A 15,817-nucleotide genomic window follows, 5' to 3' on the forward strand; every position below is an offset into this window, starting at 1 on the left:
GGGTTATAGAAATAAAATCTTAAAGACCTAATTCTTTTTTTACCATTGGAGTCGCATCCGGACCACCTTTGTAGATCAACGCTGTAGAATCAATAATGAAATCGAAACCGTTTGCTTTAGCAACTTTAGCTACCGCGTTGTTTAATTTTTCAATGATTGGTTTTACTGCTGCATCTCTTCTTTGAGCTAAATCGTTTTGAGCAGTTTGCTGAAGCTGTTGCAAATTCTGTTGTTTTTTCTGCAATTCACCTTCTTTAGCTGTTCTTTGTGCTTCAGTCAATTTAGCACCTTCAGCCTGATACTGCTGCACTTCTTTCTGGAAAGATTCTGCCTGTTTGTTCAGTTCATCACCTTTAGTTTTGCTGAAAGTATCTAAATCTGTTGTCATTTTCTTAGTTTCAGGCATGGCAGACAATACTGCTTCATAATCCATAGATGCAACTTTCTGCGCGCTTACAGCACCTGCTGTCATCAACATCATCACTGCTGCAAATAATACACTTAATTTTTTCATAATTGGGGTTGAATAATTTTATTGTTGTTTTAAAATTTATTTGGACTTTCTCGACTGTTGCTCAACCGTTTCTTTACGGCCTTCAGTCATCATTTTTAATTTTTCTTTTTTCGCATCTGCGCTGCTGACACCTGTTTTTACCGGCGTTTCCGCATTTTTCATTCCTGAATTTTTCAAAAGCAAATCTAATACTTTATCCGTATAATCGTATCTTTTTTCAAGGAAAATTACACTGATGTTATTGCTTTTATCAAGAATGATGCCTAAGCTGTTTTTCTCTGAAACCGTCTTGATTGCGTTCCATATCTGATCCTGAAAAGGCTTGGTAAGATTGGATCTTGCGTTGTTGATTTCTCCCAAAGAACCAAAACGGTTGTTGATCATGGTTTTAATCTTTTTATCCAGATCATCAACTTCTTTCTGTCTCTGTTTTAACTGATCTCCAACCAAAAGCACTCTTTCATTCTCCAAAAGTGTTTTCTTTTTATCAAATTCAGACTGCAGGGTTTGTATCTCAGTCTGCCAATTTGCAATCTGCGAATTAAGCCGGTCTTCAGCATCTTTATACTGCGGCAGTTTACTCAGAATATAATTGGTATCCACCACTCCTATTTTCTGCGCACTTAGTACACCTGAAAATATAACAAAAAGTACTGAAAATAATTTGATATGTTTCATCTGTATTCCATTTATAATGATTGGTTCATCAGGAAGTGTGTTTTCCATCCTGCTGGTTCTGTTCCCATGATTGTTTTATCAAATCCGTAAGCAAAATCGAATCCGATCAATCCGAAGGCGCCCATATATACTCTAATACCAACTCCGGCAGAACGTTTCAGCTGGAATGGATTATAAGTTCCAAATGAATTCCATGCGTTACCTCCTTCCAAGAAAGACAGTGCATAAATTTTCGCTGTTTGGTTCATGGAAATCGGATATCTGAGTTCCATCGCAAATCTGTTGTAAATAGTCGCTCCTCCATAAGGTGTAATGTCTTCCAGTGCTCCTCCTGTGGAAGATGAGTTTTCATAACCTCTTAACGGAACCAATTCGCGTCCGTCATATCTTCCGCCTAAAAGTCCTGTTCCACCTACATAGAATCTCTCGAATGGCGGTGCTCCCAGTTCTTTGTTGTAACCGTTAAGGAAGCCCATTTCTGCAGTACTTCTCAGTACCATTTTTCCAACTACGGTATTGTAAACGTCCGCTTTTAATTTTACTTTATAAAATTCCAGCCATTTGTATTTTTCGATGGCAGACATATTCGTATAATCCTTGTTGCTGAACATTGAATATGGCGGAGTAAACTTCACAGATGCTTCCAAATTGGAACCCTGAGTCGGGAAAATAGGATCTAAACCTGCAGAGTTTCTGCTTAATCCAACATTGAAACTGAAATTTTTCGCCGAACCGTTATATTCTGTTGTATTCCCAAACTGGAAAGGATAATTGTTGAAATCATAGCTCTGATACTGAATTCCGGTATAGAGGGAGAAATAATCATCAGGCCATCTCAATAATCTGTTCAAACCTGCACTTGCGGAGAAAATATTAAGCTTCTGTGTTGCTCCGTACTGATCGGAATATCTCACCAATGACTGATTTACACCTATCGAAAGAGCAGTCGGTCTTGTACCGAACAACCATGGTTCTGTAAATGAAATACCGTAATTCTGGAAGTACTGGCCAGCCTGTGCCTGAATAGAAAGCGTCTGACCGTCACCCTGAGGAACCGGTTTGAAATCTTTCAGCTTCAAAAAGTTTCTTAATGAGAAGTTATTGAAAGTAAGTCCTAAAGTTCCGATGAATGAACCGCCACCGTAACCAGCCTGAAGCTGAACCTGTGAAGATCCTTTCTCAACCAAAGTCCAGTGGATATCAACCGTGTTGTCCTGTGGATTTGGAGTTAGATTTTGTCCAACCTGCTGTGGATCGAAAAACTGCATCCCCGCCAGATCGAAATACGTTCTTTTGATATCGCTTTTAGCAAATAAGCTTCCAGGTTTTGTTCTTAATGAACGGAGAATTACGTGGTCATGAGTTGTTGTATTTCCACTCCATGTTACGCGGTTCCATGTTGCTTTTTCGCCTTCATTAATTCTGATTTCCAGATTAATGGAGTCTCCTTTCACCGATTTCTCTATCGGGGTAACGTTAGAGAAAAGATAACCGTTGTTCATGTAAATGGACTTGATATCGGAATCGTCTTCCTTACCTCCGTCTTCCCCAACTTTCTTGTTGAAACCTACCGCATCATAAATATCGCCGGTTTTGTAACCCAGAACTTTCTGAAGATATTCAGTAGAAAAGGCGGTGTTTCCAAGGAAATTAACGTCACCGATATAATATTTCTTACCCTCATTAAGTTTTACGTTGATCTCGTACTGATTTTTAGGATTTCTCCATACAGAGTCTGATACGATCTGTGCATCACGGAATCCTAACGATCTATAATAGTTGACAAGATTTACTTTATCCTCGTCATACTTTTCCTGAATAAATTTGGAAGGCTTCAGAATTCCTTTAATACCAAATCTTTTCTGTTTGGTGTCTTTAAAGGCTTTATTCCGAAGTTTACTGTCGGAAACACTTGTATTTCCTTCAAATTCGATGTGGCTGATTTTTACTTTCTTTCCTTTTTCTACATTAATAGTCCAGTCTACCAATTCAGGATCTTTAGCGTTCACTTTATCCTGTATGGTAACTCTTGCGTCTGCAAAACCTTTCTTAATGTATTCTTTGGGAATATTGGTTTTAAGGGTAGAAACTAAATTCTGGGTGATTTTTGTTCCCGGTTTCAGGCCGTTGTCTTTGGCGAGTTTTTCGCTTTTTGATTTTCCGATTCCTTTTCCGGTAAATTTCACTTCACCTAAATCTTTTAGATCCTGTAAATTAAACCTCAACACCACCTGTTCGCCTTCAATACTTTCAATATACACTTCCACCTCAGAGAAAGACTGTGTTTCCCAAAGTTTTTTAATGGCGTTACTGATTTTCTGGCCCGGGATTTCCACGCTTTCATTTTTATTAAGACCTGTGAATCTTAAAATCTGTGCGGGAGTATATTTTTTTACACCATCTACAACAATGTCTTTTAGGATATAAGTTCCTGCTTCGTTTTGAGCATGCACCGGGTTGTTGTCCTGCGTAGGCTTCTCGGGAGTAATTTGACCATAGAAATGTGCCGAAGCCACAAACATGATGATGGGTAAGAATTTAAACTTCATTTTTTATCTTGCTAACTTTTCTTTATATATTTTCTTCAAGCTGCTCGCTTGTTTTGCCGAATCTTCTTTCTTTGTTCTGGTAATCATAAATGCACTTGAAGAAATCTTCTTTCCCGAAATCGGGCCAGAGAATATCCAAAAACTGCAATTCTGCATAAGCAATCTGCCAAAGCAGAAAGTTACTTATTCTTACTTCCCCGCTGGTTCTGATGAGTAAATCTACGGGCGGAAAATCTTTGGTATACAAGTGATTTTCAAATACTTTTTCCGTGATTTGATCTTCAGTAAGTTCACCGGTTTTTACTTTATGGCTGATCTGTTTTACAGCACTGAGAATTTCATGCTGCGAGCCGTAACTCAAGGCCAAAATTAAGTTTCCTCTTTTATTATCCTTGGTAATATCCACTAAATGCATCATCTGCTCCTGCACCAGAGCAGGCAATTTTCCGATGTCACCAATGACGTGCATTCTTAAGCCTTTGGTGAAAATTTCTTCCGCTTCAAGCAATAAAGTTTCGGAAATCAGGCTCATCAAAGTATCCACTTCATCTTCGGGACGTTTCCAGTTTTCTGAGGAAAAGGTGTAAAGGGTAAGATAAGGAATCTCAATCTCATTACAGGCATTTACCACATCACGAACAGCTTTGATGGCATGTTTGTGACCGAAAGTACGTTTTTCGCCACGGGATTTCGCCCATCTACCGTTCCCATCCATAATAATGGCGACGTGCTGCGGGAGCTGCTCCCTATTTAATTTATCTTTAAACGACTGCATTTTACTGTTCACAATAACAAGGTGGTCTGCCGAATGAATAGGTAAGTCCTACTGAAACGGTATTTACCCAATCTTTTGAATTAATATTCCCAATCTGCCTGTTCTGCAGAAATTCTGCTGCTCTCTGCTCTGCCACCTGAGCATAAGGCCCTTCCTGCAGAAGCGATTTGGTGGTTCCCGGTGCAAGAATGTCTTTATTATAAGTCATTTTCACATCTTTATCATCAATTACACTGTAATCAACTGAATCTGAAAAGGTAGGGCGGAACATCAGTTCTCCCATCAGTGCCCAATTATAATTGAATTTATATTTCACACCAATTCCAAATGGAATCGACATTGTCATTTTCTGTCCTGACTGGTAAGCAGGGTTGGTCTGGAAATCTGCACTGTTTTTCGGAGCAATTGCATTTCCACCGGCATCCCTGTTAAAATCATTTTCCAAAGTCACTTTCGTAGCGTTCATCAACATTCCGCCTACACCGCCGAAAACGTAAGGACTTGCCATACTTTGCTGCTCGTTGTTCACCGGAAAAAAATTATACTCAAAAAGCAAATCCGCTTCCATAATTGAATTTGTTCCCCACAGCTTCCTGTTTCTTCTGTACTGTTCTTTTGCTAAAGCATCAATAAACTGGATATGGCTGTAACCGATGTTTAACCTTACCGTCTGATAAGGGTTAAAATTCATCCGGTATAAAATTCCGCCGTAAAACGGAATACCATAATCGCCAATATTACTGAGGACCGGTTTTTGTAAAAAATAGTTGGTTCTACCTATATCCCCAACCAAATTACTCATTCCCAACTGCACCCCGATTTCGTGACGCTGTCCCTTGTAGGAAACCGACATAAAAATTAAAGCGAAGAAGCAATAAACAATTTTTTTCTGCATGAATGACTGAACATCAATTTTCATAAATAATTTTGCAAATATAAAACATTTTTACATTAAGGAAATTCTTAATTTTAAGTTAAATAACCTCAATAAAGCATAATTTTTAATTAAAAACGCCAAATAAATCATTTTATGATTTTCTTAAAATAAAACCCTCAGCTGCGAGGGTCTTAAAGTTAAGTTCTTCCGAAAATCTTTCTGACTTTATTTCTGATTCTAATTAAGGTAGGTTCCTGATAATTTTTGTCTTCATCAAAGTATCCGTAACCGTACCCGTATCCGTACCCATAACCATATCCGTACCCGTAACCCTGTTTCAGCTGGAAATCATTATACACCAAACCGAGGTTCTGTACTTCATGATTATGGTATTTTTCCGTAATCATTTTCAGCATATACTTTTCTGTATATTCATGCCGAACCACATAAATACTGGCATCAGCATATTTCATCAGTTCAAAAGGATCTGCTACCAAACCGACAGGCGGCGAATCGATGATGATAAAATCGTAGTGGTTTTTCAGCTCTTCAATAAATTTAATATTCCGGTCACTCATCAGAAGTTCTGAAGGATTAGGCGGAATAGGACCCGATGTCGCAACATGAAGATTGGGAATCTTGGTTTGATTGATGATCTTATCCATTTCCACTTCACCGGTAAGATAGTTAGAAATTCCGTATTTATTGTCAATTTTAAAATCACCGAAAATTTTTGGTTTTCTTAAATCCATTCCGAGCAATATGGTTTTCCTGCCGCTTAAACCAAGAACAGATGCGATATTTATCGATATATAAGTTTTTCCTTCACCTCCCACAGAAGAAGTTAAAAGAATGACCTTTGATTTACCGTCTTCCTTATGCAGAAATCTTAAATTGGCCCGAATTCCCCTGAAAGCTTCCGAAACAGAAGACCGCGGCTGCTCTAACACTGTAAGATTATTGTCGTGGGAATTTTTTCCGATAACACCCAAAAGCGGAATTTTTGTCGCCTGAAGCAATTCCTTAATATTCCTGATTCTGCTGTCCAGCGCTTCCGAGATTCCTAAAACCAACAATGGAAGCAAAAGCAAACCTCCAATAATGGAATATTTAGTTTTCTGAACATCCGGCGCAATAGGTCCCTGACCAAGATTTTTAGCGGGATCGATTACAGTAATATCAGATTTATTGGTCGCAACTCTTATTTGGGTTTCATTCTGTTTGGAAAGCAGACTGTTATAAGTCGCTTCAATCATATTATAGCCGCGTTCCGCATCCAGATATCTTCTTTCTTTCTCCGGATAAGTTACTAAATCAACACTTTCGCCAGTAATCAGTCTGTCGATTTTCGAAATCTCATTCAGGTATGTTGTGTAGTAATTTCGGATGGATCCGTTCGAATTTCCTCTGGCTTCATTAATTAACCGGTTGATTTCCCGCATCGGCTCCGAATTGGGCGTATAGATAAGAGCCATTTCCCGTCTTTTCAGATAAAGCGCCCTAAGTTCCGAAACTGTTGCACTGAAGCTTCCGTCTTCAATTCCTGCGGCATTCATGCTGATCATCCGGTCAAGATTTTGGGAAGACAAAGTGTTTTTAATACTGTTAAGGGAATTGATTTTAGTAATCAGATCTGCTTTTTTGCTTTCAAGATCTTTTATTCTCATCAAAGCCTTTTCGTCCCGGTCCTTGATATCGTACAAACCTTCCGAAACTTTCAGATGATTAAGAACCGCCGCGCTGGAATCTAACTTTTTACGGATTTTGGACAGATTGTCAACCAGATAATTCTCTGTGTTTTTATCCACCGTGTTCCTGTCGATCAGTCTTTTTTTCTGAAGCTCATCCACTGACGTATTCAGGAAATTCACCGTTCCGTTAAGATTATAGCCGCTTTTGCTGATAATCATGATGGTATTGATTTCCTTGTCAAAATCGACTCCGATTGTTGAAACCAAGCTGTTTACGGTTTGGTTTACGGTGGAAAGCGTCAGAATAATATTTTCAAGTTCTATGGTAGTCGGCTGCGGATTTTTGACAAGTCTGAATTTTAAATTCGGGGAAACATACCATTCGTTAACGGAAATAATCTTATTCGCAGGCCGGCTGTAAGGGCGGATATTGGTAAAACCTTCAGTAACGTAGGAATAAAGGGATGTAGTCTCTCCTTCATTGGGCAAAACCACTTCGTAACGGCTGGCTCCTCTAGGTATAAGTGTGATGGCATAATTTACCTGTTGAGGATGAGATTTGTCGATTTCCAGAAAAACAGGAGAATCATATTTATCCAGATAAGTTTGCTTGATGAGTCCTTTGGTGGAATAATTAATAAAAAGATCGAGCTGCTTCACCAGATATTCATTGTGAGAACGTGACAGGAGCATTTTTTTAAGATAAATTCCGTCCTGATTACCGTTTTGTCCCCAAATAAAATTGATAGACTGATTGGGCGTAAAATAGCTTGCCGTATTGTTGGAAATACTGAGCGAAAGGTTTGAAGCGTAGATCCGTTGGGCATAATATTTACTGTACATCCACGAAATTCCGTAGCCTAATGCCGCCATCAACGCAAACCAATACCAGTTGCTGATAATTCTTCGGATAAAATTCTCGAAATCGAAAAAAGCAAAAGACCCGATTTTTTCGGTGCTTTCTGCGGCAGATTTTAGATTTTCTTTACCGGGAATCATACTAAAGTCTTGTAAGGATTAGATAAATAGACATCGCGGTAGTGATTACCGAAACTCCGGTGGTAAGGGTTTGTATAGGATCTTTGCCTAACCCGTTCAGATTTTTGGATCTTGTATTGAGAAAAATTTCATCGCCGTTCTGCACCCAGTAATAGGGAGAATTCATCGCGTCTTCGCGGGTGAGATCTATTTTGGCGATTTTTATTCCTTCGGGTAATTTTCTGTGAATGACGACATTGGTGCGGTCCACCGTTCTGTTCAATCCGCCGTTGATGGCGAGTGCCTCGGTAATGGTTAAAGTGTTTTTATGAACTTTCTTTTCACCGCTCATTTCTGTACTTTCGACGTCGCCAAGAATATAATAAGTAATTCCGTCCGTGTTGAGACGAACTTCCGACTTCCCTTCCACAAAATTTTCGTTCACTTTGGTCTGAATTTCCTGGGTAATATCTTCAACCGTTCTGCCTTCTGCCTTTACAAAACCGATTCCCATAATATTGATGTCTCCTTTGGAATCCACTTTTAATCCGTTAAAATAGAAATTTGAATTTCCGCCCTGTCCCGTTCCTGCATTTGAGTTTACCGAAGTGGAGGCCGTATTTGAAGAAGCGGAAGTAGGGGCATTCAAAGCAGAATAAAACTGTGCCGCATCACCTTTCGGAGTAGTAATGATATTCAGGTTCAGCATATCATTTTTAGTTACGCGGTAAACAGGGATGTTATAAGGAACCAGACCTTCCTCATTGATCACGAGGCTTTCGCTGGGCTGCAGATATCTTACGTCTTTTGTACTGATGCATGAAACCAGTAAATAAGGCAAAACTAAAAACAGAACACGTTGATAAATTTTCATCATTCTAATATGTTGTTTACAAAAATAACAAATAATTAATTACTTTTTTCTTTAATTAATAATATAACCTTGGGTAAATATGCTCCGGCAAATCCAAGCAGTATAATTAAAGCCAGTAAAAGGTTTACATTAAGATGCCTGCAGTAATAAGCCACGGCTACAATAAAAAGATAATACAGGACAATATAAAACGTTGACCGTCTGTGCGTTAAACCTAAATTCAAAAGAGAATGATGAATGTGGTTTTTATCTGCAGCGAAAGGGGATTTTCCGGCTGACATCCGTATCATAAACACATTGAGAGTATCAACGATGGGAAGAATAAGAATGGCCATTGCTACTGCAGGAGCGGACATCAGGTAATATCTCGGCACTTCCGGAAGTTTCTTGTCGATAAAAATATCAATAAAGCAAATCGCTGTAAATGCAAGTAAAAATCCTAAAATCATAGAGCCCGTATCGCCCATAAAAATTTTATTGTTCCGGTCGTTGGAAAGATTATAGAAGAGAAATCCTGTTACCGCGCCAATAATTACTCCCGAAAGCACCACCAACGGGTAGTTATACGCACCGAGCCGAAAATAACTGATTCCAAAAAAAGCACTGCAGATAATGGAATACCCGCCCGCTAAACCATCAATCCCGTCTATCAGATTGAAAGCATTGATCAGGACAATAAAAGTAAAAAGACTTATCGCAACACTGAAATAATAATTAAGCTCATAGATTCCGAAAAGTCCGAAAAAACTTCTGATCCTAACATCTGAACCGATCACCATTAATGCCGTAACAACAACCTGGGCGAGAAGCTTTTTATAAGCGTGCATCACCACAATATCATCCATCACGCCAACGTAAAGCAAAATAACCAGCGACGCGAACAGAAATTTATAAAGATCGAAAAGTTCAAAGGCAAAAATAGAGGCGCAGACCGCCAAAGAATAAAACATGGCAATTCCGCCCAGATTGGGAATTTTTCTCAGGTGGGAGCTTCTTGCTCCGGGCTCATCCATTAAATTTTTCCGTTTCGAAATCTTCACAATGGTAGGGATAGAGTAAAAAGTAAGCAAGAACGAACACAGGGTTCCCAATACCAGTTTCAGGTAGAAAATCGGAATTCCGGTTTGAGCGAGTAATTCTTTAATTTCATTCATGATATTTACCAAAGGGCGTTATTATATCTATCTACAGTGAATCCGCCACGGTGGCCGTTTCCGCTTCCAAAGTAGAAAAACATGGCAATAAAATAGGCCATAAAGCCTGCATAGAGAATCTGCCGCGTTCGGTCTTTCACCGCGTAAACCAGATTACTCAGGCAGAACATCGTCAGGAAAAACATATATGCTCCCGGAAGCCGCACCGCAAAAATCTCATTAGACCGGAAAAAATAAAACAGCGCCAACCCAAAAACTGCAAGATTTCTCATGTATTCGTACCACCAAACCCGCTCGCATCCTTTTCTGTCATATTTAATTAAAATTACAATAAAAATTAATTTCACAAGATCATTTAATCCGGTTTCTACCTGCGTTCCATAATATCTGTCATCCAGATAACCGGTATACGCGCCGGAAATATCCTGCGGGGCAAGCGAACCGAAAAATCCGGCCCCGAATCTGTACAATTCCAAAGGAGAGGAAAGAAGCGCAATAACAAGTACCCAGAATATTCTTTTACTGTTCATCGGGATTTTGACAATCCAGTAAGCGGGTAAAAAAACGATGGAGGTTTTATGAAATCCCAAAGCGATATAAATACAAAGCAGAAACATCGGTAAGTTTCTTTCCTTGATAAATTTGAATGAAGCGACACAAACCGCAATCCCCAACCCCTGCCTCATCTGTCCGGAATCTTCAAAAAACATAATCGGCATAAAATAAAACAACAGCGCCAAAGTGGGAAAAGCTGCATTCCTGTAAATCGCTGTAAACTTAAGGCTTACCGTAATCATCGCCATTACAAAAGTCACAATGTAAAACGGCAGACCGAAATCAAAGACCAGTTTATTGATGAGCACAAAAATCCACTCAATTTCTTCAGAATTCTGGCGGAAAAGTGCTTTATCCACCACATCGCCATAAGTTGTATACAAGGCAAATCCTGAGAAAAGCATTTTGTAAACCGGATAATCTGCGCCGACATTAATCCTGAATCCAATAGCAAGAACTACCAAAATACCGGTGATCCAAACGAAAACGCTCTGCTTTTTTTCCAGCCTGAAAATTTCCCAATAACTCGCCACCGCAAGAAACAGGAATATTATAATAAAAACAGGATGCAGGATGGGCATTTAGGGAGTTGTGTTTTTTACCAATTTCCGAAGCAGCTTTTCCTGCCCTGAGAAATAAAGCGAATAATAAATTTTTTTCTTCAAAGACAAATATAGCAGATAATTTTTTCCAAACCGCTGATACTGTAAGATTTCTGAGACAGAAATATGCTTTTCTTTCATAAATTTTCTGAGAGCGAGAGACATTTTCTTGTACACCTCATCATCGTTTACAAAAGCCAGATATGCAAGGAAGGTATAAACCCCTTCAAGAATCTGAAAATTTCTTAGCTCTGCTTTTCGGCGGGAAAAACGTGACTGATTAAATGCGATTTCCACATCCTCAACGGCCTGAAGGACATCAAGTCCTTTCTCTGTATGAGTTTTCGTGATGGAATCGCTGCGCTCCAGATAATGATAATGGAAATTCTGAGTCTGAGCGATCACATTGCAGTCCAACAAAAGCTGCGGAATGAGCTGAATATCTTCAAAATGAATTCCTTTTTTAAATCTTTTATTATCAAATAAATCTGCCCGGAAAATTTTATTACAGGCAAAATAACTCAGATCAGAAAACACGGAAAAATTATCATCCAAAACAATTTTTTCAGGCATATTAGGGATTTGAGTAAGTTTTTGCGTAACATTTCCGTGTTCATCTACTTTCTGAAGATTGCAGATCACCATTTCCGCAGAATATTTTTCGGCCAAAGCATACATTTCTTCAAACATCGTTTCCGAAACCTCATCATCACTGTCTACAAAACCGATAAATTCGCCGGTCGCGCTGTTTAATCCAAAATTTCTTGCGTCACTTAAACCGCCGTTTTCTTTAGTGAAAGATTTAATTTTTAAAGGAAATTTTTTCTGAAACTCTTCAATAATTTTTTGCGAACCGTCACTGCTGCCGTCATTGATGACTAAAATTTCAATTTCCTGCAAAGTTTGATTGACCAAAGAATGCAGACATTTCTTCAGGTATTTTTCAACATTGTAAACAGGAACAATCACAGAAACTTTATACATATCCGTTTTTTATTTTACCTTTCTGTACAGATAATAATCTTTTCCGATCGGTCTTATACCGTAAATCCGGCGGAGAATTTCCGGTGCATTCTGATGTATTTCCGCAATCGGATAACTTTTCACAAAAGCGTAATGCGAACCGAAATAGGCTTTGTCTTCCGGTTTCATTCTATAGTAACTTCTTCTGTCGCCGGGCTGATAAATGATGGTTAAAATATACTCAGGCTTATAATCCTTCACCGAGTTCATCCACCAGAATTTTTCATCGTTCAACATTTCATCCGTTATTTTTTTATTCACCAAACCCACCTCATCATAAGTATAAAGTCCGGTATAAAAAGGAATTTTCCCTGCAGGTTCCAAAAGAATGGATTTGCTGAGATCTGTTTTTCCGTAGCCAATATCTTTCGCAATCTGCATCCGCTGCGTTTCTTCCATATAGCCGATCGCGTAGGACTGAAGCATCTGAAAAACGCACATTCCTGAAAAAACAATAAAAACAGCAGGAATTAACAGCTGTTTTCTGAGTGGAATATAATTAAGCAGCCAATACAAGATTCCCGCAAAAAGGAAAACCCTCGGAAGCCAGTAATACCAGTCGAAATAAGCTTTAAAAAAGGCAAAAACGGTAATTTTCAACAAGGCAAATGCGAGTACTGAAAGCAGAATTGTTTTTGTTTTAGAGGAAATCCGCGTTTCATCTTTAAAGATTTCATAAATACAAAAGCCAAGAAAAATCAGGAATCCGATAAAAACAAGAAAAGTAAAAAGGGAATATTTTTTAATAAGCCCGCCATAATAAGCCCATTGATAAAGAAAAAACTCAATACTGTTGTTCTGGGTTAAATTTTTATACGCAATTTTTTTAGCCGTAATCGTATGATTCACCAACTCACCAAAATAAAATTCGTTGAATAAAACCACACTTACAGCTCCCAGAATTCCACCCAAAAGAAATGCATAATTAATTTTCTTTCTGATTATTAAATCCGCCAAAAAGAAAACCCCGAGAAAAATAACAGCGTCAATTCTTGTCCACAGCACCAGAACCGGAAAAACTACGTACGCCCAGTTTTTACTTTTGTAAATTCCGAAATATATGAGTGCGTTGTAGAGAAAAAACAGAATTCCGTATTCCATTCCCAGACATGAAGCAGCAAGCGCGGGCGGAGTCATATTGAGGAAAATCACAAAAAATCCGCGTTTCAGAATATCTTTCCGAAACAGAATTTTCCCAAGCCACCACGAGCCTATCGCGAAAAGAACGGAACTGAAAACAAGTATAGGACCGATAAATGAATCTCCAAAAATCAGCTGAAAAACTGCAGAAATAAAAACGTAAAGATGAGTTGTGGAAGCAGAAATTCTTTCTCCGCCGTTGAAACCGATCACGCCATAATCGAGTAAATTTCTCGCGACGCGCCAGGTTATAAATGAATCTTCCTGAATGTGTTTGGTAAAAAACAATGGCAGCTTGATGATTACGGTGATGATCATCAGCAAGTAAGGATTGGAGAAAATCCTGGATAGAGATTTACTCATACCCGTAAGTTAACTGATAACGGTTGTAGCGCTCGTACATTTTGCTCATGCAGGCCGAATGTTTTTCTTCAACGAACCAAAAAATATGAAGTCTCTTATAACCCTGAGCTTTTAAAAACTCTACTAATTTGGGTGATTTTTCTGCCCACAATTCAATTACAAAAAGAGGTTTATGGGTTTTTACAAATCCGTGCATTCCTTCCAGAACCTGTTCCTCAAAACCTTCGACATCTACTTTTACAATGCAGAAATCTTTGATCTGCAAATCTTCGAAAAGATCATCAAACCGGAGAATCTTAACCGAATCGCTGCTGCTGCCTTCCTTTTGACTTACCGAAGCTTCACCCAATTCGAGTTTATTGAAATAAATGGTTTGGTCTTCAGTTCTGTTTCCTAAACCAACATTGAAAATTGTGGCGTTTCCATCTACTTTATTCAGTTTCAGGTTGTTTTCCAGCGCTTTAAAATTGATGTTTAAAGGTTCAAAAGAAATAACGTTCCAGTTTTTCTTCGCCATCAGCGTACTGAAACGCCCGATATGAGCACCTACATCGATGAAAGTTCCCTGTTCTCCGTTTACATATTCGGTGAGAAAAAGGGTGAGATCCGGCTCATAACTTTCCAAAGTTGCCCAAAAATCAATTGTATTGGGCCGTGTTTCAAGAACAACATCCTGATATTTAAACTGAGCTTTCGGAAATTTAATTATCCCGGGGAGCTTTAAAGCCTTGAAAATGTAATGGTTATAAAAAGCAGCAAGGAAATGTTTCTGCTCATAGCTCTTCCCAACAAATTGAGATTTGATACTGTGTACCGTTTTTCTTAAATGTTGTCTTTTTGTCATCGGTGTTTATAAGTAACTAATATATAATATTTTAAAATATTATATTGAATTAATTTCAGGTTTTAAGAAAACGCCGGTCGAGCATGCCGCGTTTTGCATCTTCATACTCAAGTCTCGAGCATGGAATAAGGTTCTGCACATTTTCGTCCTCGCCGAAATACCATAAGCCAGAGAAACTGTCCCGTTTAAAAGCAAACTGCTCATCGTCGATCATCACCCAGAACGTTTCGTACTGTCTTTCTGCCGGATGCGATTTCTGGATATTCATTCCTTCGATCAAATGCCAGATCATCTGCGCCAATAACTGGTGGTTCAGAAAAGTTTCAGAATGTGCATTGAAATTAAAAATGCCCACAGATTTCAGGTTTTCGCTTAATCCTATTTCTTTCATGTAAGCACAGATTTCCCTTTTGTTCAAACCATTTACCTGCGGATTTACCGAAAACCCGTCGCCCATACTTTCCACCGCATCACAATTAAGCGTTACCAAATCTGCGCGCCGGAAAAAAGGTTCTGTTTTTTCTGTAGAATTCATCATTTCCGCAAGTCTTATCACTTCGAATTCCACTTCTTTCATCAGTTTCACAGAATCGAGTTCATTGAGATGTTTCTGATAACCGAGATGGTGATAGTTTTTGATGGTGAAGGTTTTTGAACTTAAAATTTTGGACAGAAAATTCTTTTCGGAAATCTCTTCGCCTTCATTTGAGAGGGAAATTATATTGGAAATCTGCGTATAATTAATATTTTTCTGATGGAAATTCAAGGCTGAAAACAGAGAAAAAGCCAGATCATTACTTCCGCCAACAATTACCGGAACGGCATTTTTGTAATGGCACATCGAAAGGATTTCCTGCAGAATATAGTGGGTATCCTGATGCGACCTCCCGGAAATTAAATCTCCCAAATCGCAGACCGGAATCTCAAAATCGAGTTTTGAAAGGCGGTAAAGCTCTTTTCTTATGGTTTTAAAATCAAGAACTTCTGCTTCACCATTTTCCACGCCTCGATAATCTGAGCAGAAAACGAGAACGATCCCATTTTCCTTAATTTCATGTGAAATAATATTACCGAGCTGCCAGTTTTCAGTTTTAATTTCTTTGGCCGGAATAATGATGTCTTCGATATTCATTTTTATGATAAATTTAATGCTTCAGGATTTTATGAGGCTGATAACAAAAGTAACAAAAAAAGCACAAC

General features: G+C 38.6%; 13 protein-coding genes. All 13 read right to left on the reverse strand.

The window, feature by feature from the left end:
• Positions 1-19 precede the first annotated feature (19 nt).
• Positions 20-514, reverse strand: coding sequence for an OmpH/Skp family outer membrane protein (locus tag KSK37_RS09630; protein WP_088358897.1), 495 nt, complete (start codon positions 512-514; stop codon positions 20-22).
• A gap of 36 nt (positions 515-550) precedes the next feature.
• A complete protein-coding gene (locus KSK37_RS09635; RefSeq protein ID WP_088359440.1) occupies positions 551-1,192 on the reverse strand; it encodes an OmpH/Skp family outer membrane protein in 642 nt (213 codons plus the stop codon).
• Between the two features lie 11 nt (positions 1,193-1,203).
• On the reverse strand, positions 1,204-3,741 hold the full coding sequence (locus KSK37_RS09640) for a BamA/OMP85 family outer membrane protein (RefSeq protein ID WP_088358898.1): 2,538 nt from the start codon (positions 3,739-3,741) through the stop codon (positions 1,204-1,206).
• A 22-nt stretch (positions 3,742-3,763) separates the two neighbouring features.
• On the reverse strand, positions 3,764-4,516 hold the full coding sequence (gene uppS, locus KSK37_RS09645) for an undecaprenyl pyrophosphate synthase (RefSeq protein ID WP_088358899.1): 753 nt from the start codon (positions 4,514-4,516) through the stop codon (positions 3,764-3,766).
• Between the two features lies 1 nt (position 4,517).
• Positions 4,518-5,435, reverse strand: a complete 918-nt coding sequence (locus KSK37_RS09650) for a DUF6089 family protein (protein WP_246566435.1) — start codon at positions 5,433-5,435, stop codon at positions 4,518-4,520.
• Positions 5,436-5,590: 155 nt separating this feature from the next.
• Positions 5,591-8,083: an exopolysaccharide transport family protein gene (locus KSK37_RS09655; protein ID WP_217201110.1), complete on the reverse strand. Its 2,493-nt coding sequence runs from the start codon at positions 8,081-8,083 to the stop codon at positions 5,591-5,593.
• Position 8,084: 1 nt separating this feature from the next.
• Positions 8,085-8,939 carry a polysaccharide biosynthesis/export family protein gene (locus KSK37_RS09660; RefSeq protein WP_425514011.1) on the reverse strand — a complete coding sequence of 285 codons (855 nt, stop codon included), beginning with the start codon at positions 8,937-8,939 and terminating at the stop codon, positions 8,085-8,087.
• Positions 8,940-8,971: 32 nt separating this feature from the next.
• Positions 8,972-10,090: a glycosyltransferase family 4 protein gene (locus KSK37_RS09665; RefSeq protein WP_217201112.1), complete on the reverse strand. Its 1,119-nt coding sequence runs from the start codon at positions 10,088-10,090 to the stop codon at positions 8,972-8,974.
• 5 nt (positions 10,091-10,095) lie between these two features.
• Positions 10,096-11,226 carry an EpsG family protein gene (locus KSK37_RS09670; protein WP_217201114.1) on the reverse strand — a complete coding sequence of 377 codons (1,131 nt, stop codon included), beginning with the start codon at positions 11,224-11,226 and terminating at the stop codon, positions 10,096-10,098.
• Positions 11,227-12,231 carry a glycosyltransferase family 2 protein gene (locus tag KSK37_RS09675; protein WP_217201116.1) on the reverse strand — a complete coding sequence of 335 codons (1,005 nt, stop codon included), beginning with the start codon at positions 12,229-12,231 and terminating at the stop codon, positions 11,227-11,229.
• Between the two features lie 9 nt (positions 12,232-12,240).
• The gene (locus tag KSK37_RS09680) at positions 12,241-13,773 is read right to left on the reverse strand and encodes a hypothetical protein (RefSeq protein ID WP_217201118.1); all 1,533 of its coding nucleotides are present in this window, start codon (positions 13,771-13,773) and stop codon (positions 12,241-12,243) included.
• Complete coding sequence (locus KSK37_RS09685; RefSeq protein WP_217201120.1) at positions 13,766-14,617, reverse strand: FkbM family methyltransferase; 852 nt, start codon at positions 14,615-14,617, stop codon at positions 13,766-13,768. Before KSK37_RS09685 ends, KSK37_RS09680 begins: the two co-directional genes overlap by 8 nt.
• A 55-nt stretch (positions 14,618-14,672) precedes the next feature.
• Entirely contained in the window at positions 14,673-15,749 is a 1,077-nt protein-coding gene (locus KSK37_RS09690) for a formimidoylglutamase (protein WP_217201122.1), read from the reverse strand.
• Positions 15,750-15,817 lie beyond the last annotated feature (68 nt).

The sequence above is a fragment of the Kaistella soli genome, assembly GCF_019038595.1.
GTDB lineage: Bacteria > Bacteroidota > Bacteroidia > Flavobacteriales > Weeksellaceae > Kaistella > Kaistella soli.

Coding starts and splice junctions, on each gene's coding strand:
- uppS (WP_088358899.1), bottom strand. CDS start 4,516: ATGCAGTCGTTTAAAGATAAATTAAATAGGGAGCAGCTCCCGCAGCAC.
- KSK37_RS09670 (WP_217201114.1), bottom strand. CDS start 11,226: ATGCCCATCCTGCATCCTGTTTTTATTATAATATTCCTGTTTCTTGCG.
- KSK37_RS09640 (WP_088358898.1), bottom strand. CDS start 3,741: ATGAAGTTTAAATTCTTACCCATCATCATGTTTGTGGCTTCGGCACAT.
- KSK37_RS09685 (WP_217201120.1), bottom strand. CDS start 14,617: ATGACAAAAAGACAACATTTAAGAAAAACGGTACACAGTATCAAATCT.
- KSK37_RS09635 (WP_088359440.1), bottom strand. CDS start 1,192: ATGAAACATATCAAATTATTTTCAGTACTTTTTGTTATATTTTCAGGT.
- KSK37_RS09665 (WP_217201112.1), bottom strand. CDS start 10,090: ATGAATGAAATTAAAGAATTACTCGCTCAAACCGGAATTCCGATTTTC.
- KSK37_RS09630 (WP_088358897.1), bottom strand. CDS start 514: ATGAAAAAATTAAGTGTATTATTTGCAGCAGTGATGATGTTGATGACA.
- KSK37_RS09655 (WP_217201110.1), bottom strand. CDS start 8,083: ATGATTCCCGGTAAAGAAAATCTAAAATCTGCCGCAGAAAGCACCGAA.
- KSK37_RS09675 (WP_217201116.1), bottom strand. CDS start 12,231: ATGTATAAAGTTTCTGTGATTGTTCCTGTTTACAATGTTGAAAAATAC.
- KSK37_RS09680 (WP_217201118.1), bottom strand. CDS start 13,773: ATGAGTAAATCTCTATCCAGGATTTTCTCCAATCCTTACTTGCTGATG.
- KSK37_RS09690 (WP_217201122.1), bottom strand. CDS start 15,749: ATGAATATCGAAGACATCATTATTCCGGCCAAAGAAATTAAAACTGAA.
- KSK37_RS09650 (WP_246566435.1), bottom strand. CDS start 5,435: ATGAAAATTGATGTTCAGTCATTCATGCAGAAAAAAATTGTTTATTGC.
- KSK37_RS09660 (WP_425514011.1), bottom strand. CDS start 8,939: ATGATGAAAATTTATCAACGTGTTCTGTTTTTAGTTTTGCCTTATTTA.